Source organism: Pseudomonas sp. ADPe (assembly GCF_014843515.1).
GTDB classification, from domain to species: Bacteria; Pseudomonadota; Gammaproteobacteria; order Pseudomonadales; family Pseudomonadaceae; genus Pseudomonas; species Pseudomonas citronellolis.
The window spans coordinates 4,309,765-4,333,013 of sequence record NZ_CP062122.1; the positions used below are offsets into that span (position 1 = coordinate 4,309,765).

The following is a 23,249-nucleotide window of genomic DNA, read 5'->3' on the forward strand; positions in this document are numbered from 1 at the left end:
ATGGGTGCGGGGATATGCCGCAGCTTCAACCCTTCACGCAGACCACCTGGCGCAGGGTGTGCACCACTTCCACCAGGTCGCGCTGGGCGGCCATCACCGCGTCTATGTCCTTGTAGGCCATGGGGATCTCGTCGATCACGTCCTTGTCCTTGCGGCACTCGACGTGGGCGGTGGCGCGCACCTGGTCCTCGACGCTGAAGCGCTTCTTCGCCTGGGTGCGGCTCATGCTGCGCCCGGCGCCGTGGCTGCAGGAGCAGAACGCTTCTTCGTTGCCCAGGCCCCGGACGATGAAGCTCTTCGCGCCCATGGAGCCGGGAATGATGCCCAGCTGGCCCTTCTGCGCCGAGACCGCGCCCTTGCGCGTGACCAGCACCTCGCGGCCGAAATGCCGCTCGCGCTGCACGTAGTTGTGGTGGCAGTTCACCGCTTCCAGGCTGGCCTCGAAGGGTTTGCGGATCACCTTGCGCGCCGCGGCGATCACCGCCTGCATCATCAGCTCGCGGTTCTGCCGGGCGAAGTCCTGGGCCCAGCCCACCCCCTCGACATAGTCGTCGAAGTGCCGGCTGCCTTCCTCGAAGTAGGCCAGGTCCTTGTCCGGCAGGTTGGCCAGGTGCTGGCGCATGTCCGCCTGGGCCAGTTCGATGAACAGGCAGCCGATGGCGTTGCCCACCCCGCGCGAGCCGCTGTGCAGCATGAACCACACGCGCCCGGCCTCGTCCAGGCAGACCTCGATGAAGTGGTTGCCGGTGCCCAGGGTGCCCAGGTGGTTGCGGTTGTTGGTCTTCTCCAGGCGCGGGTACTTGTCGGTGATGGCGTGGAAGCGCCGGGCCAGGCCCTTCCAGGCCTGGTCGGCATGCGCGGGTACGTCGCCCCAGGCGCCCTGATCGTGGCGGCCGAAGGTCTTGCCGTGGGGCACCGCCTTCTCGATGGCGCTGCGCAGGCCGTGCAGGTTGTCCGGCAGGTCGGCGGCGAGCAGCGAGGTGCGCGCGGCGATCATGCCGCAGCCGATGTCCACGCCGACCGCGGCCGGGATGATGGCGCCGACGGTGGGGATCACGCTGCCGATGGTCGAGCCCTTGCCCAGGTGCACGTCGGGCATCACCGCCAGGTGCCTGAAGATGAACGGCAGGCGCGCGGTGTTCATCAACTGCTGGCGCGCCTCGTCTTCCACGGGCACGCCCTGGGTCCAGAGCTTGATCGGCTTGCCGCCGGCGACTTCGAGCAGGGTGGGGGCTGGGGTTTTCATGGCGCGCTACCCGCCCGCCATCGCGGCGGGCGCTGAATCCGTCGATTCAGTAATGGTACCAGCGCAGCTCCAGCATGACCTCGCTGACCGGCCCGGCCTGGTGGCTGAACTGGCGTTCGGCAGACAGCCGCAGGCCCAGGTTGCGGCCCAGTTCCACCTGCTGGCCGAGGCTCAGGCTGCGGCGCACCTCGCCGTTGTGGAAGTAGTCGCCCTTGCCCTCCAGGGCCAGGTTGCCCAGCGGGTTGCGCCAGAGCACGCCGGTGTCGAAGCCCACTGCCGGCGCTATGGTCGCGGCGAAGTCGGGGTTGTTCTCGATGCGCGCGGTGCCCAGGGCGTAGGCCTGCAGGTCGTCGGCGAGCTTCCAGCTGCCGCCGGCGCCGCCGTTGACGTGGCCGGCCAGGGTGTCGTGGTCGTCGTCGCTGTGCTTGCCCGGCACCCGCTCCCAGCCGCCGGTGACCTGCCAGGACAGCGGCTGCAGCAGGGCGTTGCGCGGGGTCATGGAGCGGATGCTGACCACGTCGAAGCGCTGCAGCTGCCAGCGGTTGCCTTCGTACTGGCGCAGACGCAGGTCGCCCAGTTCCAGCTGCGCGCCCTGGGGGAAGCCGTAGCTGTTGTCCAGCAGGTCGTGGTAGGCCATGCGCAGGCCGTAGTCGGCGAAGGCCTGGCCGTCGCGGCTGCCGGCGCCGAGCTGCCAGGTCAGCGACTGGTGGCCTTCCTCCGGCTGCCCCGGGCGTTCCACCTGGGCCGGCGGCGGCGGGTTCTGGTTGATCGCCCGCAGCAGCTGGTAGCTGCGCGCGGCGTCGGCCTCGTCGCGTTCCTTGCCGGTGGCGCGGTAGCGCAGCAGGCGGAAGGCGGTGTCCTGCACCAGGGCCTGGCGCGGCGCGGGCAGGGCCTTGAATTCGGGGGAATCGAGCAGGCGGTCGTCGTCGGCCAGGCGCCGGGCCAGCTGCTTCTCGCCGGCGTCCAGCGGCTCGGCGCGGGCCAGCAGTTCCTTCTCCCGCGAGGGGCGGTAGTCGACCTTGTCGATCATCCCGGCCTGCTTCACCGCGCGCACCGTGTCGGTGGGGATGGCGTAGAGCGGGAATTCGTCGGTCAGCTTCACCCCGGGGCGGGCGATCTCCAGCAGTTCGAGCAGGCGGAAGGAGCAGTTCTCGTCGAAGAAGAAGTACTTGAAGCGGACCTGCTTGAGCTCCCACACGTGCTCGACCATGCGCCCGGTCTCCTCGGGCGTGAGGTTCAGGCGGTACTCCCAGAGGTCGCGGTTCTCCAGGCGGCTGTATTCGGAGAGCTTCTCGCGGTAGGGCACCAGGGCGAACAGGCCGGGGTAGCCGCCCATCAGGCCCTTCCAGGCGTAGAGGATGCTGTTGTCCATGCCCTCGATGTAGGCGCCGAAGTTCAGCGCGTAGCTGAGCAGGGCGGTGTTGTTGCTGTCGACGTCGGCCTGGTCGATGCGCAGCAGGGTGTGGCCGAACATCGACGAGGGGCTGTTCAGGTAGGCGGCGGGGAACACCAGCACGGCGCTGTGCGGGTTGATGTCGCCGTACCAGGTGTCGTACTCCTTGCACGCCGGCCGCGGCAGGCCGGTCAGCTGCAATTGCTGCTTCAGCCAGCGGGTGCGCGCCGGGTAGACGCACTGGGCATGCTTGTCGCCGAGGTCGGGGGCGGCGTAGAGGGCGTCGACGGTGGCCTTGAGCTCATGCTCCGGCGAGCGGTCGCCGTCCTCGGCGAGGAAGAATTTGTCGTCGTCAACGAAGCTGCGCCAGCCGCCCAGCTTGCTCGGCGTGTAGTGCCCCAGGGCCAGCCAGTAGGGCTGCGCGGCCAGGGCCTGGAGGCGGGATTCGGGAAACTGGGGGCTCGCGTGCAGGGATGCGCAGGCGCACAGCGCCAGCCATGGCAACAGGCGTTTGGGCATGGGGACCTTAGCGGGTCGGGGTAGGGGAGCCCGCCCCGGTGGGGCGGGCCATCAGGCTCAGGCCTGTTCGGCGTACTTGGCCAGGCGGGTGTCCTGTTTCAGCACGGCCTGGGTGTTGGCGTAGACGTCCTCGGCGGTGACGTCGGACTTGTTGAAGATCTGCGCGAAGTGCTCGTGGGTCACTTCGGCGAAGTGCGCGCGGTCTTCGGGCTTCACGCCCAGGACCACGGCGTAGGTGGTCAGCGCTTCGCCGTCACCCTTGGCCATGTCTTCGGACAGCTCGTCCATCATGCTGCTGAGCACGATCATCGGCTTGCCGCCGTAGGTCAGCGCGCCATTGGTGTGGCAACCGTTGGTGCCGGTGGTCATGCCGAAGGTGTTGTTGCCCGAGGAGCCGTTGGTGGTGGCCGCCAGCACGTGGGTGGCGGTGCCGCGCTGGCCCTTGAAGAGCATCTGGCCCCAGCCGCAGCCGTCGCTGCCGGGGGCGTCGGCGAAGGCGCCGATGGAAACGGTGGCGAGGAGGGTACCGAGTAGAATCCTTTTCATCTGCGTATCTCTCTTTGTTCGAATGCATGGCTGTACGTAGCCGCTGACAGCAAACAGCGCCTGCCAGAGCTTTGTAGGAATATCCTGAGGGTGTCAAGGCGCGATGTCCCTGAATCCTCGGCGGGGAGAACCGCGTCATGCTCCCTGCAACAGGCTATTGATCGGTATCAGCGGCGATTCCCTTGGAACCGGCCACACTTGAAACAGTTTCTTGTCCGTCGGAGAGGCGTCATGGCCGTAGATGATTTCGACCCCCGTTCTGCCCTGGATGCGCTGGCCAGCGAATATTCCCAGCGTGCCGCCGCGATCCGCAGCGACCTGGCGCGGACCCACTCGCCGGACTTCGCCGAACAGGCCCAGCAGCGGGAGAACGACGATGTGCTGCGGGCCCTGCTGGCCGAAGCCGAGGCGGGCATGCGTCTGGTGGGCCTGGCGCGCCTGCGCCTGGCAGACGGAACCTACGGACAGTGCGTACGCTGCGGCGAAGCCATCGAGCCCCGCCGCCTGCGCGCCCTGCCGGCCACGGAATACTGCCTGCGCTGCGCCGATCTGCAGCACTGATCGGCCAGGGCTTGCGCGCGCCTTGCCAGTGGCGCGCGGGCAGCGCGAGAATGCGGGCAACTCTCCGCGGCCCCGTGCCGCCCGATGCAAGGATTTCCGATGCCCCAATCCGTTGCCGCCGGCCTGCGCCTGGCGCCCGATGAACTGACCCGTCCCTTCTCGCCCGAGCAGTTTGCCTTCGCCACCACCGACGATCTGGAGCCCTTCCTCGGCGTCCTAGGACAGGAGCGTGCGGTGGAGGCCCTGCAGTTCGGTGTGGCGATGCCGCGGCCGGGCTACAACGTGTTCGTCATGGGCGAGCCGGGGACCGGGCGCTTCTCCTTCGTGCAGCGCTATCTGAAGGCCGAGGCCAAGCGCCTGCCGACGCCGGCCGACTGGGTCTACGTCAACCACTTCGAGGAGGGCCGCGAGCCGCGCGCCATCGAACTGCCGCCGGGCAGCGCCGCCGACTTCGGCGCGGACATCGACCAACTGATCGACAACCTGCTGTCGACCTTCCCCTCGGTGTTCGAGAACCCGGCCTACCAGCAGAAGAAAAGCGCCATCGACCGCGCCTTCAACCAGCGCTACGACAAGGCCCTGGACACCGTCGAGCGCCTGGCCCTGGAGAAGGACGTGGCGCTGTACCGCGATAGCGCGAACATCGCCTTCACCCCGATGAAGGACGGCAAGGCCCTCGACGAGGCCGAGTTCGCCCAACTGCCGGAGGCCGAGCGCGAGCGTTTCCACGCCGACATCGCCGACCTCGAGGAGCAGCTCAACGAGGAGCTGGCCAGCCTGCCGCAGTGGAAGCGCGAGTCCAGCAACCAGCTGCGCCAGCTCAACGAGGAGACCATCACCCTCGCGCTGCAGCCGTTGCTGGCGCCGCTGGTGGAGAAGTACAACAACAACACCGGCGTGTGCACCTACCTGCAGGCCATGCAGCTGAACCTGCTGAAGACCGTGGTCGACCAACTGGTGGACACCGAGCGCAGCGATGCTCAGCGCAAGCTGATGCTGCAGGAGCTGTACGCGCCCAACCAGGTGATCGGCCACCACACCACCAGCGGCGCGCCGGTGGTGTTCGAGTCGCACCCGACCTACGACAACCTGTTCGGCCGCATCGAGTACGCCTCCGACCAGGGCGCCCTCTACACCAGCTACCGGCAGCTGCGCCCGGGCGCGCTGCACCGCGCCAACGGCGGCTTCCTGGTGCTGGAGGCGGAGAAGCTGCTGGGCGAGCCCTTCGTCTGGGACGCGCTCAAGCGCGCCCTGCAGTCGCGCCAGCTGAAGATGGAATCGCCGCTGGCCGAACTCGGCCGCCTGGCCGCCATGAGCCTGACGCCGCAGGTGATCCCGCTGCACCTGAAGGTCATCATCATCGGCTCGCGGCAGATCTACTACACCCTGCAGGACCTGGACCCGGACTTCCAGGAGATGTTCCGCGTGCTGGTCGACTTCGACGAGGACATCCCGCTGGCCGAGGACAGCCTCGAACAGTTCGCCCAGTTGCTCAAGACGCGCACCTCGGAAGAGGGCATGGCGCCGCTGAGCGCCACCGCGGTGGCGCGCCTGGCCACCTACAGCGCGCGCCTGGCCGAGCACCAGGGGCGGCTGTCGGCGCGCATCGGCGACCTGTTCCAGCTGGTCAGCGAGGCGGACTTCATCCGCCAGCTGGCCAATGAGCCGGTCACCGACCTGGGCCACATCGAGCGCGCCCTCAAGGCCAAGGAAACCCGCACCGGCCGCGTCTCGGCGCGGATCCTCGACGACATGCTGGCCGGCATCGTGCTGATCGACACCGAAGGCGCCGCCGTGGGCAAGTGCAACGGCCTCACCGTGCTGGAGGTGGGCGACTCGGTGTTCGGCGTGCCGGCGCGCATCTCCGCCACCGTCTACCCGGGCGGCAGCGGCATCGTCGACATCGAGCGCGAGGTCAGCCTGGGCCAGCCGATCCACTCCAAGGGCGTGATGATCCTCACTGGCTACCTGGGCAGCCGCTACGCCCAGGAGTTCCCGCTGGAAATCTCCGCGAGCATTGCCCTGGAGCAGTCCTACGGCTACGTCGACGGCGACAGCGCCTCGCTCGGCGAGGTCTGCACGCTGATCTCGGCGCTGTCGCGCACGCCGCTGCGGCAGTGCTTCGCCATCACCGGCTCGATCAACCAGTTCGGCGAAGTGCAGGCGGTGGGCGGCGTCAACGAGAAGATCGAAGGCTTCTTCCGCCTCTGCGAGGCTCGCGGCCTGACCGGCGAGCAGGGGGTGATCATCCCGCGTTCCAACGTCACCACCCTGATGCTCGACGAGCGCGTGCTGCAGGCGGTGCGCAACGGCCTGTTCAACGTCTACGCGGTGCGCCACGTCGACGAGGCGCTGGGCTTGCTGGTCGGCGAGCCGGCCGGCGCGCCGGATGCCAAGGGCCAGTTCCCGGCCGGCAGCGTCAACGCGCGGGTGGTCGAGCGCCTCAAGGAGATCGACGCCATGGGCATGGACGAGGAGGACAAGGAAAAGCTCGCCAAGGAAGCCGCGCCTGCCGCCGCCAAGGCCGCCAAGGCGCCCCAGGTGGAGAAGGAGCGGGCGCGCAAGAAGAAGGACAGCGACTGAGCCCGCTGCCGCTGGCCAGTCCTTGACCAGCGGCGGGCCCCCCAGCAATGGCGCTCGTCGGGCGCCGTTGCCCCCGTGGTGTCCATAACGATATCCACAGCTATGGTGGATAAAACGGGCTTTCCCGAGGTCAACCCCGGGTGTAGGCTCGAAAACAGGACAACCGCGAGGGTGCCGCCATGCCGCGTAACCTCTGCCTTATCCGCCCCTGTCTGGGGCTGACCACGCGCATCGAGTGCGTGATCAGGCCGCTGGCCGGAGAGAATGGACTCTGGACACTGCTCTGCGCCGCGGGCATGGCGGGGGCCCAGCCCACCGCCATCAAGGCCCAGGGCCCGTTCTACGGGCCTTTCGTGGCCGAGGGCGTGCTCGACGCCATCGCCGACTGCCTGGCCCAGCAGGGCTACGTGCTCGCCGACGACCTGCCCATCTGGCAACTGCACCTGCAGGCCGAGCTGCGCCGCATCAACGGCGAGCGCGTGCGCAATTTCGGGGACTACCAGTCTCACCCCGAGTCCTGAAGGCGCATTGCGCAGTCTCTGAGCGACCGCCGGCAACCCACGGCGGGCGGGGGCTGGCGCGTTTCTTCCGGCGTTCCTGCACATATTTATCCACAGAATAACTGGATAACTCGTCGCGGGCCTTCAGCTATAATCCTGCGCCATTTCTGAACTCCTTTTGCGAAGGCCATGGAACGTTTCATCGAAAACAGCATGTACGCCGCCCGCTGGCTGCTGGCGCCGGTCTATATCGGCCTGTCGCTGGCATTGCTGGCATTGACCATCAAGTTCTTCCAGGAAATCTTCCACATCCTGCCGGACATCTTCTCCATCGCCGAGGCCGACCTGATCCTGGTGCTGCTGTCGCTGATCGACATGGCCCTGGTCGGCGGGCTGCTGGTGATGGTGATGTTCTCCGGCTACGAGAACTTCGTCTCGCAGCTGGACATTTCCGAAGGCAAGGAAAAGCTCAGCTGGCTCGGCAAGATGGACGCCAGTTCGCTGAAGAACAAGGTGGCCGCCTCCATCGTGGCGATCTCCTCGATCCACCTGCTGCGCATCTTCATGGACGCCAAGAACGTCCCGGACAACAAGCTGATGTGGTACGTGATCATCCACCTCACCTTCGTCCTCTCCGCGTTCGCCATGGGCTACCTGGACAAGGCCACGCGCCACGACCACTGATCGCTTTTCCCGCCTCCAGCGCACCGCCCGTCAGCCACAACTGACGGGCGGTGTCGTTTGCGCTGGGCGCGGCCGGCGCGCTGTACCAGACTGGCTGCGTTGGAGCCTACCCTGGAGGTGCGCGATGAACCTGCAAGAGCTGACCAACCGTTCCCTCGCCGGGGATATCGACGAACTCAACCTGGTATCCCTGGAGGGCGGCATCTACGTGCTGGAGGCGCGCGTGGGCCAGCGTTTCTTCCCGATCCAGGACGCCAAGGGGCACGTGCTCGGGGTGCGTTCGCTGGAGCACGCCCGCCAATTGCTGACGGCGTTGCCACCGATCCCTTTCCAACTGGTGCATGCCGCGGTGCAGGACGAGATGTGCGGCTCGCAGAGCGGCAGCGCGCAGAACGACGAGGGCGTGCCCATGCCGCTGCATTGAGGCCGCGGTGGGGCGGGGCGGCCGACTGTGCTAGGCTGGCCGCCCTTTTTTACCCAGCGGAGCCCCCGCCATGAGCGAACTCAACCTTTCCACCGACGAAGCCCGCGTCAGCTACGGCGTCGGCCGCCAGTTGGGCGACCAGCTGCGTGCCAACCCGGTCCCGGGCATGAGCCTGGACGCGGTGCTGGCCGGCCTCTCCGACGCCTTCGCCGGTGCCGATAGCCGGGTGCCCGCCGAGCAGCTGTCCGCCAGCTTCCAGGTGATCCGCCAGCGCATGCAGGCCGAAGCCCAGGCCAAGGCCGATGCGGCCGCCGCCGAAGGCAAGGCCTACCTGGTGGAGAACGCCAAGCGCGAGGGCGTCACCGTGCTGCCGTCCGGCCTGCAATACGAAGTGCTGGTCGCCGGCGAGGGCGCCAAGCCGTCCCGCGACGACACCGTGCGCACCCACTACCACGGCACCCTGATCGACGGCAGCGTGTTCGACAGCTCCTACCAGCGCGGCCAGCCGGCCGAGTTCCCGGTGGGCGGCGTGATCGCCGGCTGGGTCGAGGCCCTGCAACTGATGAACACCGGCAGCAAGTGGCGCCTGCACGTGCCGGCCGAGCTGGCCTATGGCGGCCAGGCGGTGGGCAGCATCCCGCCGCACAGCACCCTGGTGTTCGACGTCGAGCTGCTCGACATCCTCTGATGGATGCAGCCCGCGGCGGCCGTCCCTGGCCGCCGCGGCATGCAGGGGGCTCCACGTTGCCCCCGCTGTGCAGCCGCCTCCCGGGCGGCGACCGCACGGATGGCGCATCCTGCGCCATCGCAAAAAGCCCTGTACATCCCGCTCTTGCTCTTCGTAGGAGCGAGCTTGCTCGCGAACGGCCCGCATCCGACCCATCCTAGGGGTCGTTATGTTTGCCAGATGAGATGTAGCGGATTTATCCGCGATTCCGCCGGCAGGGCCGGCGCTCATCCCGCCATCGCGGACAAGGTCCGCTCCTACGCCCGTGCTTCCCCGGAACTGTAGGAGCGGGCCCTGCCCGCGATTCGCGCGCAGGGCGCGCTCCTACAGGGGAATGAGCGTAGGAGCGAGCGTGGCTTTTTCGTAGGATGGTGTTGAGCGAAGCGATACCCATCAGCGCAACCGCATGGGTTTCGCAAGCTCAACCCATCCTACGAAAAGCGCCTCGGCGCAGACAGTCTCTCCTACGAAGCCCCGTCGCTCCCGCGAACAGCCGCGGCGTTCAACGCAGCGCGCGGGCGTAGCAGAACAGGAACAGGTTGCGCACCAGCTCCTTGAGCACCTGCGGCTCGCTGGTGCCCAGTTCGTGCAGGTCCAGACCGCCCTGTTCGCGCAGCTCATCCAGGGCGTCTTCCTGCAGCAGGGCGCAGACTTCCCCGGTATCGCGATTGAGGATGCGCAGATAGGGATGGGGGCGGTCCAGCCAGGCATCGATCATGTAGGTCATCTCTGCATCTCCTTGGTAGCTGAGTTAATGAGAATAATTCTTATTATCTCGATAGCAAGCCCCTATGCAGAATTTTTTTCCACCAACCGACCAATGCCATGGCCTGGATCAACCGCGCATAACGCAGAACGCCCGCGCGGCAGGGCCGGGCGGGCGTTCGTCGGATCGTGTGCGGATCAGTGGGTGCGGGCGACGGCGAATTCGCTGAGCTCGATCAGCGCGGCGCGGTACTCGTTGTCCGGCAGCGCCTTGAGGCAGTCGATGGCACGGGCGGCGTATTCGCGCGCCAGCTTCGCGGTGTAGTCCAGGGCGCCGGCGGCTTCCACGGCGGCGCGGATACCTTCCAGGTCCTGGCTGCCGCCCTGCTGGATGGCCTTGCGCACCAGCTGCGCCTGCTCCGGGGTGCCGTCGCGCATGGTGGCGATCAGCGGCAGGGTGGGCTTGCCCTCGGCGAGGTCGTCGCCGACGTTCTTGCCCAGGGTGCTGGCGTCGCCGCGGTAGTCCAGCAGGTCGTCCACCAGCTGGAAGGCGATGCCCAGGGCGTCGCCGAACTGGCGCAGGGCCTCGGCCTGTTCCGGCGTGGCGCCGGCGATGGCGGCGGCGCTGTGGGTGGAGGCCTCGAAGAGCATCGCGGTCTTGCCGCGGATGACTTCCATGTAGGTTTCTTCGGTGGTGCTGGCGTCGCGCACCTTGGTCAGCTGCAGCACCTCGCCCTCGGCGATCACCCGGGTGGCCTGGGAGATGATGCGCATCACCGGCATGGAGCCGAGTTCGACCATCATTTCGAAGGAGCGGGCATAGAGGAAGTCGCCGACCAGCACGCTGGGCGCATTGCCCCATTGCGCGTTGGCGGTGGCGCGGCCGCGGCGCAGGCCGGAGGCGTCGACCACGTCGTCGTGCAGCAGGGTGGAGGTATGCAGGAATTCGATGGTGGCGGCCAGCAGGCGCAGGTCGTCCCCGGAGTAGCCCAGGGCTTTGCCGCTGAGCAGCACCAGCAGCGGGCGAAGACGCTTGCCGCCGGCGGAGATGATATAGTCGCCGATCTTCTCGACCAGGGGAACGCGGGAGCTGAGCTGGCGACGGATGATGCCGTCGACGGCGGTGAAGTCGTCCGCCACCACCCGATAGAAAGCCTGGGGTTGCATATTACGAAGGCGCTCCTCGAAGAATGCGCGGCATGCTAGGTGCCGGGGTGGGGGCTGTCAAGGAAAGCGCCGCAAGGCTTGTGTCCGCGTAGGGCTTTGCGTACAATCGCGGCCCCGAACTTCCCTGGCATACCCTGCCTTACGCAATTGCACGGGCGCTCTTCCGGCCCCATGCAGCCATGCCGACCGATACCTCTTCCTATAAAGCGTCGGGTGAGCAGGTCTAACGGAGACATCCAGATGTACGCAGTTATTGTTACCGGCGGCAAGCAATACAAAGTCGCCGAAGGCGAATTCCTCAAGGTCGAGAAACTCGACGTCGCCACCGGCGAATCGATCAACCTGGATCGCGTTCTGCTGGTCGCCAATGGCGATGACGTCAAGATCGGCCTGCCGGTGGTAGAAGGCGCGAAAGTGACCGCTGAAGTGGTTTCCCACGGTCGTCACGACAAAGTGCGCATCATCAAGTTCCGCCGCCGCAAGCACCACATGAAGCGTCAGGGCCACCGCCAGTGGTTCACTGAAATCAAGATCACCGGCATCCAGGCCTAATTCCTTTTTTGGAGGATATGACTCATGGCACACAAGAAAGCTGGCGGTAGTACCCGCAACGGCCGCGACTCCGAAAGTAAACGCCTTGGCGTGAAGCTGTTCGGTAGCCAGGCTGTCAAGGCAGGCAACATCATCGTGCGTCAGCGCGGCACCCAGTTCCACGCCGGCTACGGCGTTGGCATGGGCAAGGATCACACCCTGTTCGCGAAAATCGACGGCGTGATCAAGTTCGAAGTGAAAGGCGCCTTCGGCCGTCGCTACGTAAGCGTCGTCGCTGCCTAAGCGAGCCTTCACTGAAAAAGCCCTGTCTCGCGACGGGGCTTTTTTGTTTCTGGCGTTTCCCGGCAACGGATCCCGGGCTCCTGCGTTTGCGCGGGCTTGGCTGTATCCTATGCTCCTTTTCTTATTCAACCCGCCACGCTGGCGGGAGGCGTTCCCATGAAATTCGTCGACGAAGTATCCATCCACGTGAAAGCCGGTGACGGCGGCAATGGCCTCATGAGCTTTCGCCGCGAGAAGTTCATCGAGAAGGGCGGCCCCAACGGCGGTGACGGCGGTGACGGCGGCTCGGTGTTCCTCGAGGCCGACGAGAGCCTGAACACCCTGGTGGACTATCGCTACACCCGCCGTTTCGACGCCCAGCGCGGGCAGAACGGCGGCAGCAAGGACTGCACCGGCGCCAAGGGCGACGACCTGGTCCTGCCGGTGCCGGTGGGCACCACCGTGATCGATGCGAACACCCATGAAGTCATCGGCGACCTGACCGAGCCCGGCCAGCGCCTGATGGTCGCCCAGGGCGGCTGGCACGGCCTGGGCAACACCCGCTTCAAGTCCAGCACCAACCGCGCGCCGCGGCAGACCACCCCGGGCAAGCCCGGCGAGGCCCGCGACCTCAAGCTGGAGCTGAAGGTCCTGGCCGACGTCGGCCTGCTGGGCCTGCCGAACGCCGGCAAGAGCACCTTCATCCGCGCCGTGTCCGCGGCCAAGCCGAAAGTCGCCGACTACCCCTTCACCACCCTGGTGCCGAACCTGGGCGTGGTCAGCGTCGGGCGCTTCAAGAGCTTCGTGGTCGCCGACATCCCCGGCCTGATCGAGGGCGCCGCCGAAGGCGCCGGCCTGGGCATCCGCTTCCTCAAGCACCTGGCGCGTACCCGCCTGCTGCTGCACATCGTCGACATGGCGCCGCTGGACGAGAGCGACCCGGCCGATGCCGCCGAGACCATCGTCAACGAGCTGGCCAAGTTCAGCCCGGCGCTCACCGAGCGTGACCGCTGGCTGGTGCTGAACAAGATGGACCAGATCCTCGAGCCGGAAGAGCAGGAGCGGCGCAAGCAGCAGGTGGTCGAGCGCCTGGGCTGGGAAGGTCCGGTCTACGTGATCTCCGCCCTGGAGCGCGAAGGCACCGAGGCGCTCAGCCAGGACATCATGAAGTACCTCGACGAGCGCAGCCTGCGCATCGAGGAAGACCCGGCCTACGGCGAGGCCCTGGCCGAACTCGACCAGCGCATCGAAGACGAGGCGCGTTCCCGTCTGCAGGCCATGGACGACGCGCGCGCGCTGCGCCGTGCCGGCCTGAAGAATGCCGACGACCTCGACGACGACGATGATTTCGACGACGAGGACGACGGCGACGGGCCGGAAATCTTCTACGTGCCCTGACCGGCGCCGCGTGCGCCGGTCCCGAAGCAACCTGGTGAAACCTGACTTCGTAAGGTTGATGTATGCGTGAGAAAGTGACCGGCGCGCGGCGCTGGGTGGTGAAGATCGGCAGCGCCCTGCTCACGGCCGATGGCCGCGGGCTGGACCGCGACGCCATGGCGGTGTGGGTCGAGCAGATGGTCGCGCTGCACTGCGCGGGCGTCGAGCTGGTGCTGGTGTCCTCCGGCGCCGTGGCGGCGGGCATGAGCCGCCTGGGCTGGGTCTCCCGCCCGAGCGACATGCACGAGCTGCAGGCCGCGGCGGCGGTCGGCCAGATGGGCCTGGTGCAGGCCTGGGAGTCCAGCTTCGGCCAGCACGGCCTGCAGACCGCCCAGGTGCTGCTGACCCATGACGACCTGTCCGACCGCAAGCGCTACCTGAACGCCCGCAACACCCTGCGCACCCTGGTCGACCTCGGCGTGATCCCGGTGATCAACGAGAACGACACCGTGGTCACCGACGAAATCCGCTTCGGCGACAACGACACCCTGGCGGCCCTGGTGGCCAACCTGGTGGAGGCCGACCTGCTGGTGATCCTCACCGACCGCGACGGCATGTTCGACGCCGACCCGCGCAACAATCCCGAAGCCCAGCTGATCTACGAAGCCCGCGCCGACGACGCCCAGCTCGACCTGGTGGCTGGCGGCAGCGCCGGCGCCCTCGGCCGCGGCGGCATGCAGACCAAGCTGCGCGCGGCGCGCCTGGCGGCGCGTTCCGGTGCGCATACGGTGATCGTCGGCGGGCGCATCGAGCGCGTGCTCGACCGCCTGCGCTCCGGCGAGCGCCTGGGCACCCTGCTGACCCCCGAGCAAAGCCGCAAGGCCGCCCGCAAGCAGTGGCTGGCCGGCCACCTGCAGATGCGCGGCACCCTGGTGCTGGACGCCGGTGCGGTCAAGGCCATCGCCGAGGACCACAAGAGCCTGCTGCCGGTGGGCGTGAAGCAGGTCCAGGGCAGCTTCCGCCGCGGCGAGATGGTGGTCTGCGTGGACCCGCAGGGTCGCGAGATCGCCCGCGGCCTGGCCAACTACAGCGCCCTGGAGGCGCAGAAGATCATCGGCCAGCCGACCGATGCCATCGAGGGCCTGCTGGGCTACGTCGACGGCCCGGAGCTGGTGCACCGCGACAACCTCGTGCTGGTCTGAAGGAGTCACCGATGAAGCTGTCGTCCATGAGGCTGTGGAAGAGCGTGTGCGCCGGTCTGTTGATGTTGCCGGCGCTGGCGGGCGCGGAGGAGATCGGCGAGGTCTCCACGGTGTTCAAGTGGGTGGGGCCGAACGACAAGATCGTGGTGGAGGCTTTCGACGATCCCAAGGTGGAAGGGGTGACCTGCTACCTGTCGCGGGCCAAGACCGGCGGCGTCAAGGGTGGCCTGGGCCTGGCCGAGGACCGTGCCGAGGCGTCCATCGCCTGCCGCCAGGTCGGACCGATCCGCTTCGTCGGCGAGCTCAAGGATGGCGAGGAGGTGTTCAAGCAGCGCACTTCGCTGGTGTTCAAGTCCATGCAGGTGGTGCGCTTCTTCGACAAGAAGCGCAACGCGCTGGTCTACCTCGTCTACAGCGACCGCATCATCGAAGGCAGCCCGCAGAACGCGGTGACCGCCATCCCGATCATGCCCTGGCCGACGAAATAGAAGCCTTTCGCTTTTCGTAGGAGCAACTGTCTTGCGCCGAGGTGCTCTTCGTAGGATGGGTTGAGCTTGCGATACCCATGCTGCCGTGGTGATGGGTATCGCTTCGCTCAACACCATCCTACGAAAAGCCGTGCTTCCCTGGAGGCGTAGGAGCGGGCCCTGCCCGCGATTCGCGCGCAGGGCGCGCTCCTGCAGGGGAATGCGTGGGTGGGGCGGCGTAGGAGCGGATCTCATCCGCGAATCGCGCCGGGGATTACGGCTATCGCGGAGAAGCTCCGCTCCTACGGTCCGGGGCTGGGGTTTGGGCTTTTCGCGGGCAATAAAAAACCGGCCACTGGGGCCGGTTTTTCAAGAACGGAACGCTTACGCGGTGGCCAGGGCCTTCACGTGGGCGTTCAGGCGGCTCTTGTGGCGAGCGGCCTTGTTCTTGTGGATGATGCCTTTGTCAGCCATGCGGTCGATGACCGGTACGGCGGCAACCAGAGCGGCCTGGGCCTTGGGCAGGTCCTTGGCATCGACTGCCTTGACTACGTTCTTGATGTAGGTACGAACCATGGAACGCAGGCTGGCGTTGTGGCTGCGACGCTTCTCAGCCTGTTTGGCGCGTTTTTTGGCGGAAGGTGTGTTGGCCACCGTCGAGCTCCTCGAGAAAAACTTGGGATATAGCGAATAAATTAAGGCCGCGAATGATGCCGTCGAGTCCGTGCCTTGTCAAGGGTATGAGCGGCCTCCGACGAGCGGCATGGCCGGGTATTCGCGGACTGGGTGGGTGATTTATTCGACCGGCGGCCATACACTCGACGCCCTTTACTGGCCGCCGGGCGATCCGGCCGCCCGCGGGCAGGGCCACCCTGCGCTGACAAGTCCCGGATGCAATGAATCTACTCAAATCGCTGGCCGCGGTCAGCTCCATGACCATGATCTCGCGGGTGCTCGGCTTCGTCCGGGACACCATAGTAGCGCGCATGTTCGGCGCCGGCATGGCCACCGACGCCTTCTTCGTCGCCTTCAAGCTGCCCAACCTGCTGCGCCGCATCTTCGCCGAGGGCGCCTTCTCCCAGGCCTTCGTGCCGATCCTCGCCGAATACAAGACGCAGCAGGGCGAGGAGGCCACCCGCACCTTCATCGCCTATGTCTCCGGCCTGCTGACCCTGGTGCTGGCGCTGGTCACCGCGCTGGGCATCCTCGCCGCGCCCTGGGTGATCTGGATCACCGCACCGGGCTTCGCCGACACTCCGGAGAAGTTCGACCTGACCACCGCGCTGCTGCGGGTGACCTTCCCCTACATCCTGCTGATTTCCCTGGCCTCGCTGGCCGGGGCCATCCTCAATACCTGGAACCGCTTCTCGGTGCCGGCCTTCGTGCCGACCCTGCTGAACGTCAGCATGATCGTCTTCTCGCTGTTCCTCACGCCGTACTTCGACCCGCCGGTGATGGCCCTGGGCTGGGCGGTGCTGGCCGGCGGCCTGGCGCAGCTGCTCTACCAACTGCCGCACCTGAAGAAGATCGGCATGCTGGTGCTGCCGCGCCTTAACCTGCGCGACAGCGGCGTGTGGCGCGTGCTCAAGCAGATGGGCCCGGCGATCCTCGGCGTGTCGGTGAGCCAGATCTCGCTGATCATCAACACCATCTTCGCCTCCTTCCTGGCCGCAGGCTCGGTGTCCTGGATGTACTACGCCGACCGCCTGATGGAGCTGCCCTCCGGCGTGCTGGGCGTGGCCCTGGGCACCATCCTGCTGCCGTCCCTGGCCAAGACCTACGCCAGCGACGACCGCCACGAGTATTCGCGCCTGATGGACTGGGGCCTGCGCCTGTGCTTCCTGCTGGTGCTGCCCTGCGCCCTGGCCCTGGCGCTGATCGCCGAGCCGCTGACCGTGTCGCTGTTCCAGTACGGCAAGTTCAGCGCCAACGACGCGCTCATGACCCAGCGCGCGCTCATCGCCTACGCCGTGGGCCTGCTCGGGATCATCCTGGTCAAGGTGCTGGCGCCGGGCTTCTATGCCCGGCAGAACATCCGCACGCCGGTGAAGATCGCGCTCTTCACCCTGGTTTCCACCCAGGCGATGAACCTGGTCTTCATCGGCCCGCTCAAGCACGCGGGCCTGGCCCTGGCCATCAGCCTGGCGGCCTGCCTCAACGCCGGCCTGCTGTACTGGCAGTTGCGCAAGCACGACCTGTTCGAGCCGCAGCCGGGTTGGGCGAAGTTCCTCGGCAAGCTGGTGCTGGCGGTGCTGGTGATGTCCGCCGTGCTGCTGGGCCTGATGCATTTCATGCCGGCCTGGGACCTGGGCGGCATGCCGCTGCGCCTGGCGCGCCTGGGCGTGCTGGTGGTGGCCGGCGTAGTGGCCTATTTCGGTATGCTGGCGCTGCTGGGCTTCCGCCTGCGCGACTTCTCGCGGCGGGCGGTGAGCTAGCCCGGCGCCGGCACTTGGGTGCATCCGTGACGCGCGGCGGCTTTGTGCCTGTCGCGCGGCGGCGGGTGCAGGTATAATCGACCACTTTCTGAGCAATACGCGCGATATGCAGCTGCTTCGAGGCCTCCACAACCTGCGGCCCCTGTCCGGGGGCTGCGTTGCCACCATCGGCAATTTCGACGGCGTCCACCTTGGCCACCAGGCGATCCTGGCGCGTCTGCGCGAGCGCTCGCAGGAGCTGGGCGTGCCCAGCTGCGTGGTGATCTTCGAGCCGCAGCCGCGCGAGTACTTCGCCCCGGATGCCGCGCCGGTGCGCCTGACGCGCCTGCGCGAGAAGCTCGAACTGCTGCGCGAGCAGGGCGTCGACTTCGTCCTGTGCCTGACATTCAACCGCCGCCTGCGCGAGCTGTCGGCCGCCGAGTTCGTCCGCCAGGTGCTGGTGGACGGCCTGGCAGTGCGCCACCTGGAAGTGGGCGACGACTTCCGCTTCGGCTGCGACCGCTCCGGCGACTTCGCCTTCCTGGTCCGGGCCAGCGCCGAGCAGGGCTTCACCGTCGAGGCCGCCACCACGGTGGAAGTCGACGGCATGCGGGTGAGCAGCTCGCGCATCCGCAAGGTGCTCGCCGACGGCGACCTGCACCAGGCCGAGCGCCTGCTGGGCCGGCCGTTCCGCCTGAGCGGGCGGGTGCTGCACGGGCAGAAGCTCGGCCGCACCCTGGGTTCGCCCACCGCGAACATCCAGCTCAAGCGCCGCAAGGCGCCGCTCAACGGCGTCTACCTGGTCAGCACGGAAGTGGCCGGCCAGCGCGTCAACGGGGTGGCCAACATCGGCACGCGGCCGTCGGTCAACGGTGATGGCCGGCCCCACCTGGAAGTGCATCTGCTGGACTTCGCCGGCGACCTCTACGGCCTGCACCTGGATGTGACCTTCCACCAGAAGCTGCGAGATGAGCAGCGCTTCGCCTCCCTTGAGGCACTGAAGGCGGCGATCCTCGCCGACATAGCCGCCGCCCGGGCCTACTGGCTGGGCCAACCGCTTGATTGAAGAAATTCCGAACAGGCCCTGAGATGACCGACTACAAAGCCACGCTGAACCTTCCCGATACCCAGTTCCCGATGAAAGCCGGCCTGCCCCAGCGCGAGCCGGAAACCCTGAAGTTCTGGAACGACATCGGCCTGTACCAGAAGCTGCGGAAGGCCGGCGAAGGTCGCCCGAAATTCATCCTGCACGATGGCCCGCCCTACGCCAACGGCAGCATCCACATCGGTCACGCGGTCAACAAGATCCTCAAGGACCTGATCGTCCGCTCGCGCACCCTGGCCGGCTACGACGCCCCCTACGTGCCGGGCTGGGACTGCCACGGCCTGCCCATCGAGCACAAGGTCGAGACCACCCACGGCAAGAACCTGCCGGCGGACAAGACCCGCGAACTGTGCCGCGCCTACGCCAGCGAGCAGATCGAAGGGCAGAAGGCCGACTTCATCCGCCTGGGCGTGCTCGGCGAGTGGGACAACCCCTACAAGACCATGAACTTCGCCAACGAGGCCGGCGAGATCCGCGCCCTGGCCGAGATGGTCAGGCAGGGCTTCGTGTTCAAGGGCCTGAAGCCGGTGAACTGGTGCTTCGACTGCGGCTCGGCCCTGGCCGAGGCGGAAGTCGAGTACGCCGACAAGAAGTCCGACGCCATCGACGTCGCCTTCCCGGTGGAAGACGAAGGCAAGCTGGCCGCCGCCTTCGGCCTGCAGAGCCTGGCCAAGCCCGCCGCCATCGTCATCTGGACCACCACCCCCTGGACCATCCCGGCCAACCAGGCGCTGAACGTCCACCCCGAATTCACCTACGCCCTGGTCGATACCGGCGAGCGCCTGCTGGTGCTGGCCGAGGAGCTGGTCGAGTCCTGCCTGCAGCGCTACGGCCTGGAAGGCCAGGTCATCGCCACCGCCAAGGGCGAGGCGCTGGACCTGATCCGCTTCCGCCACCCATTCTACGAGCGCTTCTCGCCGGTCTACCTGGCCGAGTACGTGGCCCTGGACGCCGGCACCGGCATCGTCCACTCCGCGCCAGCCTACGGCGAGGACGACTTCCGTACCTGCAAGCAGTACGGCATGAGCAACGACGACATCCTCAGCCCGGTGCAGAGCAACGGCGTGTATGTAGCCGACCTGCCGTTCTTCGGCGGCCAGTTCATCTGGAAGGCCAACCCGAACATCGTCGCCAAGCTCGACGAAGTCGGCGCGCTGCTCAAGCACACCAGCATCAACCACAGCTACATGCACTGCTGGCGCCACAAGACCCCGCTGATCTACCGCGCCACCGCGCAGTGGTTCGTCGGCATGGACAAGCAGCCGGAGAGCGGCGCGACCCTGCGTGAGCGTGCGCTGGAAGCCATCACCCAGACCGAATTCGTGCCCAGCTGGGGCCAGGCGCGCTTGCACGGCATGATCGCCGGCCGTCCGGACTGGTGCATCTCGCGCCAGCGCAACTGGGGCGTGCCCATCCCGTTCTTCCTGCACAAGGCCACCGGCGAGCTGCACCCGCGCACCGTCGAGCTGATGGAAGCAGTCGCCCAGCGCGTGGAGAAGGAGGGCATCGAGGCCTGGTTCAAGCTCGACGCCGCCGAGCTGCTCGGTGACGAAGCCGCGCAGTACGACAAGATCAACGACACCCTGGACGTCTGGTTCGACTCCGGCACCACCCACTGGCACGTGCTGCGCGGCTCCCACGCCGAACTCGGCCACGCCAGCGGCCCGGCCGCCGACCTCTACCTGGAAGGTTCCGACCAGCACCGCGGCTGGTTCCACTCCTCGCTGCTGACCGGCTGCGCCATCGACGGCCACGCGCCGTACCGCCAGTTGCTGACCCACGGCTTCACCGTGGACGAGTCCGGCCGCAAGATGTCCAAGTCCCTGGGCAACACAGTGGTGCCGCAGACCGTGATCGATACCCTGGGCGCCGACATCCTGCGCCTGTGGGTGGCCTCCACCGACTACTCCGGCGAGATCGCGGTCTCCCAGACCATCCTGCAGCGCAGCGCCGACGCCTACCGGCGCATCCGCAACACCACGCGCTTCCTGCTCTCCAACCTGACCGGCTTCGACCCGGCCAAGGACCTGCTGCCCAACGACCAGTTGCTGGCCCTGGACCGCTGGGCCGTGGACCGCGCCCTGCTGCTGCAGCGCGAGCTGGAAGAGGCCTACCGCGAGTACCGCTTCTGGAACGTCTACTCCAAGGTGCACAACTTCTGCGTGCAGGAGCTGGGCGGCTTCTACCTGGACATCATCAAGGACCGCCAGTACACCACCCAGGCCGACAGCGTCGCCCGCCGCTCCTGCCAGACCGCGCTGTTCCACATCGCCGAGGCGCTGGTGCGCTGGGTTGCGCCGATCCTCGCCTTCACCGCCGAGGAAGTGTGGAAGTTCCTACCCGGCGAGCGCGCCGAGTCGGTCATGCTGACCACCTGGTACGACGGCCTGTCCGAACTGCCGGCCGACGCCGAGCTGGGCCGCGCCTACTGGGAGCAGGTCATGGCCGCCAAGGCCGCGGTCAACAAGGAGCTGGAGAACCAGCGCACCGCCAAGGCCATCGGCGGCAACCTGCAGGCCGAGGTCACCCTCTACGCCGAGGACGACCTGGCCCGCAGCCTGGGCAAGCTGGGCAACGAGCTGCGCTTCGTGCTGATCACCTCCACCGCCACCCTCGCGCCCCTGGCCGATGCCCCGGCCGATGCCGTGCAGAGCGAACTGCCCGGCCTCAAGCTGAAGGTAGTGAAGTCGGCCCACGCCAAGTGCGCCCGTTGCTGGCACCACCGCGAGGACGTCGGCAGCCACGCCGCGCACCCGGAAATCTGCGGCCGCTGTGTGGAAAACATCGAAGGCGCGGGCGAGGTTCGCCACTATGCCTAACCGCTTCGGCCGCCTTGGCTGGTTGTGGATAACCGTGCTGGTCCTGGTCCTCGACCAGGTCAGCAAGGCCTACTTCGAGGGCACGCTGAGCCTGTACCAGCAGATCGTGGTCATCCCCGACCTGTTCAGCTGGACCCTGGCCTACAACACCGGCGCGGCCTTCAGCTTCCTGGCCGACAGCTCCGGCTGGCAGCGCTGGCTGTTCGCCCTGATCGCCATCGTGGTCAGCGCGGTGCTGGTCATCTGGCTCAAGCGCCTGAAGCCCAGCGACACCTGGCTGGCCATCGCCCTGGCCCTGGTGCTGGGCGGCGCGCTGGGCAACCTGTACGACCGCATCGTGCTCGGCCACGTGATCGACTTCATCCTGGTGCACTGGCAGAACCGCTGGTACTTCCCGGCGTTCAACCTGGCCGACAGCGCCATCACCGTAGGCGCCATCATGCTGGCGCTGGACATGTTCAAAACGAAGAAATCCGGAGAGACCGCCCATGGCTGACAGCAACAGCGATATCCAGCGCATCGGAGCGGATACCGAAGTCACCCTGCACTTCGCCCTCAAGCTGGAAGACGGCAACGTCGTCGACAGCACCTTCGACAAGCAGCCGGCCACCTTCAAGGTCGGCGACGGCAACCTGCTGCCGGGCTTCGAGCAGGCGCTGTTCGGCCTCAAGGCCGGCGACAAGCGCACTCTGAACATCGAGCCGGAGCAGGGCTTCGGCCAGCCGAACCCGGCCAACGTGCAGGTGATGCCGCGCGACCAGTTCCAGGACATGGAACTGGCCGAAGGCCTGCTGGTGATCTTCAACGACGCCGCCAAGACCGAGCTGCCCGGCGTGGTCAAGGCCTTCGACGAACAGCAGGTGACCATCGATTTCAACCACCCGCTGGCCGGCAAGAGCCTGACCTTCGAAGTGGAAATCATCGACGTAAGGGCGCTCTGAGGGCCCTTCGCAGGCGTAGGATGGGTTGAGCCAAGCGATGCCCATCGCGCCATCCCCTCTGCGCGCCGAGGCCGAGACAGACCGACCATGCAAATCAAACTCGCCAACCCCCGCGGCTTCTGTGCCGGCGTCGACCGGGCGATCGAAATCGTCAACCGCGCCCTGGACGTGTTCGGCCCGCCGATCTACGTGCGCCATGAAGTGGTGCACAACAAGTTCGTGGTGGAGAACCTGCGCAACCGCGGCGCGGTGTTCGTCGAGGAACTCGACCAGGTGCCGGACGACACCATCGTCATCTTCAGCGCCCACGGCGTGTCCCAGGCCGTGCGCAAGGAGGCCGAGAACCGCGGCCTGAAGGTCTTCGACGCGACCTGCCCGCTGGTCACCAAGGTGCACATGGAAGTGGTGCGCTACAGCCGCGACGGCCAGGAGTGCATCCTCATCGGCCACGAAGGCCACCCCGAGGTGGAAGGCACCATGGGCCAGTACAACCGCGACAATGGCGGCGACATCTACCTGGTCGAGGACGAGGAAGACGTGGCCGCGCTGCAAGTGCGCAACCCCGAGGCCCTGCACTTCGTCACCCAGACCACCCTGTCGATGGACGACACCTCCAAGGTGATCGACGCCCTGCGCGCGAAATTCCCCCACATCAAGGGCCCGCGCAAGAACGACATCTGCTACGCCACCCAGAACCGCCAGGACGCGGTCAAGGACCTGGCCGACCAGTGCGACCTGGTGCTGGTGGTGGGCAGCCCGAACAGCTCCAACTCCAACCGCCTGCGCGAACTCGCCGAACGCATGGGCACCCCCGGCTACCTGATCGACGGCGCCGAAGACCTCAAGCGCGAATGGTTCGAAGGCAAGCGGCGCATCGGCATCACCGCCGGCGCCTCCGCCCCGGAAGTGCTGGTGCGCGGTGTGATCGAGCAACTGCGCAAATGGGGCGCGGAGCCCGAGGTGGAGCTGGATGGGCGGGAGGAGAACATTACCTTCTCGATGCCCAAGGAACTGCGGGTGAAGGCGGTTTAGTCTTGCCCATGCAACAAAAGATGC

At 67.0% G+C, this 23,249-nt stretch carries 23 protein-coding genes; 17 read left to right on the top strand and 6 right to left on the bottom strand.

Going from position 1 to position 23,249, the window contains the following annotated elements; translation table 11 throughout:
* Positions 1-25: 25 nt before the first annotated feature.
* Genes IG194_RS19580 through IG194_RS19590 form a run of 3 tightly spaced genes read right to left on the bottom strand, consistent with a single transcriptional unit; the run spans position 26 to position 3,704 of the window.
* Entirely contained in the window at positions 26-1,246 is a 1,221-nt protein-coding gene (locus tag IG194_RS19580) for an RtcB family protein (RefSeq protein ID WP_058488520.1), read from the bottom strand.
* Positions 1,247-1,292: 46 nt separating this feature from the next.
* Positions 1,293-3,158: a DUF4105 domain-containing protein gene (locus IG194_RS19585; RefSeq protein WP_058488521.1), complete on the bottom strand. Its 1,866-nt coding sequence runs from the start codon at positions 3,156-3,158 to the stop codon at positions 1,293-1,295.
* A 57-nt stretch (positions 3,159-3,215) separates the two neighbouring features.
* Positions 3,216-3,704 carry a DUF3015 domain-containing protein gene (locus tag IG194_RS19590; protein WP_009617533.1) on the bottom strand — a complete coding sequence of 163 codons (489 nt, stop codon included), beginning with the start codon at positions 3,702-3,704 and terminating at the stop codon, positions 3,216-3,218.
* 231 nt (positions 3,705-3,935) lie between these two features.
* On the opposite strand from IG194_RS19590, the gene IG194_RS19595 reads away from it, so the two are divergent.
* From IG194_RS19595 to IG194_RS19620, 6 genes are all read left to right on the top strand, one after another.
* On the top strand, positions 3,936-4,265 hold the full coding sequence (locus tag IG194_RS19595) for a TraR/DksA family transcriptional regulator (RefSeq protein ID WP_009617535.1): 330 nt from the start codon (positions 3,936-3,938) through the stop codon (positions 4,263-4,265).
* Positions 4,266-4,364: 99 nt separating this feature from the next.
* A complete protein-coding gene (locus IG194_RS19600; protein ID WP_009617537.1) occupies positions 4,365-6,848 on the top strand; it encodes a Lon protease family protein in 2,484 nt (827 codons plus the stop codon).
* A gap of 179 nt (positions 6,849-7,027) precedes the next feature.
* Positions 7,028-7,369, top strand: a complete 342-nt coding sequence (locus tag IG194_RS19605; protein WP_058488522.1) for a hypothetical protein — start codon at positions 7,028-7,030, stop codon at positions 7,367-7,369.
* Between the two features lie 168 nt (positions 7,370-7,537).
* Complete coding sequence (locus IG194_RS19610; protein ID WP_043273630.1) at positions 7,538-8,032, top strand: TIGR00645 family protein; 495 nt, start codon at positions 7,538-7,540, stop codon at positions 8,030-8,032.
* 124 nt (positions 8,033-8,156) lie between these two features.
* Positions 8,157-8,456 (top strand): DUF6482 family protein, encoded by a 300-nt coding sequence (locus tag IG194_RS19615; protein ID WP_009617543.1) that lies wholly within the window; start codon positions 8,157-8,159, stop codon positions 8,454-8,456.
* Positions 8,457-8,526: 70 nt separating this feature from the next.
* Positions 8,527-9,144 (top strand): FKBP-type peptidyl-prolyl cis-trans isomerase, encoded by a 618-nt coding sequence (locus IG194_RS19620; protein WP_009617545.1) that lies wholly within the window; start codon positions 8,527-8,529, stop codon positions 9,142-9,144.
* A gap of 541 nt (positions 9,145-9,685) precedes the next feature.
* Here IG194_RS19620 and IG194_RS19625 read toward each other — a convergent pair.
* Both IG194_RS19625 and IG194_RS19630 read right to left on the bottom strand, forming a co-directional pair.
* On the bottom strand, positions 9,686-9,910 hold the full coding sequence (locus tag IG194_RS19625) for a hypothetical protein (RefSeq protein WP_009617547.1): 225 nt from the start codon (positions 9,908-9,910) through the stop codon (positions 9,686-9,688).
* A 176-nt stretch (positions 9,911-10,086) separates the two neighbouring features.
* Positions 10,087-11,055, bottom strand: a complete 969-nt coding sequence (locus IG194_RS19630) for a polyprenyl synthetase family protein (protein WP_058488523.1) — start codon at positions 11,053-11,055, stop codon at positions 10,087-10,089.
* A 240-nt stretch (positions 11,056-11,295) separates the two neighbouring features.
* Between IG194_RS19630 and rplU the strand changes: the two genes are divergently transcribed.
* From rplU to IG194_RS19655, 5 genes are all read left to right on the top strand, one after another.
* Positions 11,296-11,607: a 50S ribosomal protein L21 gene (gene rplU, locus IG194_RS19635; RefSeq protein WP_058488524.1), complete on the top strand. Its 312-nt coding sequence runs from the start codon at positions 11,296-11,298 to the stop codon at positions 11,605-11,607.
* 24 nt (positions 11,608-11,631) lie between these two features.
* Positions 11,632-11,889, top strand: coding sequence for a 50S ribosomal protein L27 (rpmA, locus tag IG194_RS19640; protein WP_009617551.1), 258 nt, complete (start codon positions 11,632-11,634; stop codon positions 11,887-11,889).
* A gap of 156 nt (positions 11,890-12,045) precedes the next feature.
* Positions 12,046-13,266: an Obg family GTPase CgtA gene (cgtA, locus tag IG194_RS19645; RefSeq protein WP_064987586.1), complete on the top strand. Its 1,221-nt coding sequence runs from the start codon at positions 12,046-12,048 to the stop codon at positions 13,264-13,266.
* A 62-nt stretch (positions 13,267-13,328) separates the two neighbouring features.
* Positions 13,329-14,447 (top strand): glutamate 5-kinase, encoded by a 1,119-nt coding sequence (gene proB / locus IG194_RS19650; RefSeq protein ID WP_009617553.1) that lies wholly within the window; start codon positions 13,329-13,331, stop codon positions 14,445-14,447.
* 26 nt (positions 14,448-14,473) lie between these two features.
* On the top strand, positions 14,474-14,935 hold the full coding sequence (locus IG194_RS19655) for a CreA family protein (RefSeq protein WP_058489714.1): 462 nt from the start codon (positions 14,474-14,476) through the stop codon (positions 14,933-14,935).
* Positions 14,936-15,298: 363 nt separating this feature from the next.
* Here IG194_RS19655 and rpsT read toward each other — a convergent pair whose 3' ends face one another.
* Positions 15,299-15,568 carry a 30S ribosomal protein S20 gene (rpsT, locus tag IG194_RS19660; RefSeq protein ID WP_009617555.1) on the bottom strand — a complete coding sequence of 90 codons (270 nt, stop codon included), beginning with the start codon at positions 15,566-15,568 and terminating at the stop codon, positions 15,299-15,301.
* A 242-nt stretch (positions 15,569-15,810) separates the two neighbouring features.
* Here rpsT and murJ point away from each other — a divergent pair, with 242 nt between their 5' ends.
* The 6 genes from murJ (at position 15,811) to ispH (ending at position 23,225) form a co-directional block, all read left to right on the top strand.
* Entirely contained in the window at positions 15,811-17,349 is a 1,539-nt protein-coding gene (gene murJ, locus IG194_RS19665) for a murein biosynthesis integral membrane protein MurJ (protein ID WP_058071504.1), read from the top strand.
* Between the two features lie 106 nt (positions 17,350-17,455).
* A complete protein-coding gene (gene ribF / locus IG194_RS19670; protein ID WP_009617557.1) occupies positions 17,456-18,394 on the top strand; it encodes a bifunctional riboflavin kinase/FAD synthetase in 939 nt (312 codons plus the stop codon).
* Positions 18,395-18,417: 23 nt separating this feature from the next.
* On the top strand, positions 18,418-21,252 hold the full coding sequence (gene ileS / locus IG194_RS19675; protein WP_058488526.1) for an isoleucine--tRNA ligase: 2,835 nt from the start codon (positions 18,418-18,420) through the stop codon (positions 21,250-21,252).
* Positions 21,245-21,748, top strand: coding sequence for a signal peptidase II (gene lspA, locus IG194_RS19680; protein ID WP_043318028.1), 504 nt, complete (start codon positions 21,245-21,247; stop codon positions 21,746-21,748). Before ileS ends, lspA begins: the two co-directional genes overlap by 8 nt.
* Positions 21,741-22,193, top strand: coding sequence for an FKBP-type peptidyl-prolyl cis-trans isomerase (gene fkpB / locus IG194_RS19685; RefSeq protein ID WP_043273639.1), 453 nt, complete (start codon positions 21,741-21,743; stop codon positions 22,191-22,193). The genes lspA and fkpB overlap by 8 nt, the downstream gene beginning before the upstream one ends.
* Before the next feature lie 87 nt (positions 22,194-22,280).
* A complete protein-coding gene (gene ispH / locus IG194_RS19690; RefSeq protein WP_058488527.1) occupies positions 22,281-23,225 on the top strand; it encodes a 4-hydroxy-3-methylbut-2-enyl diphosphate reductase in 945 nt (314 codons plus the stop codon).
* Positions 23,226-23,249: the final 24 nt, after the last annotated feature.